The sequence below is a fragment of the Escherichia sp. AM3 genome (assembly GCF_032029835.1).
Classification (GTDB): Bacteria; Pseudomonadota; Gammaproteobacteria; order Enterobacterales; family Enterobacteriaceae; genus Escherichia; species Escherichia coli.
Map to the genome: position 1 here is coordinate 1 of NZ_JAVUPQ010001364.1, position 231 is coordinate 231.

Sequence of the window (231 nt, forward strand, 5' to 3'; positions counted from 1 at the left end):
CCGGAAACACATTGTCCCGCCCCATCACATACAGCAGACGCGACACGCTGGCATGTGAAGCCAGGCCAGAGGCTAAGGTGTTCACAAACGTGGTGCAGAGGAAAATCGACTGGAAGAGCTTGCCGCCGACGTACAGCGCAATTTCAGGCAGTGCGGCATCCGGATCTTTAAAGCGGCTGATATCGGGAAAGAACAGCTGCATAAAGAACGACGCCGCGATAACGATAACGC

General features: G+C 55.0%; 1 pseudogene. It reads right to left on the bottom strand.

From position 1 onward, the window contains the following. Positions 1–231 (bottom strand): annotated as a pseudogene (locus RTW80_RS31070) (Putrescine importer PuuP); the annotation flags it as partial.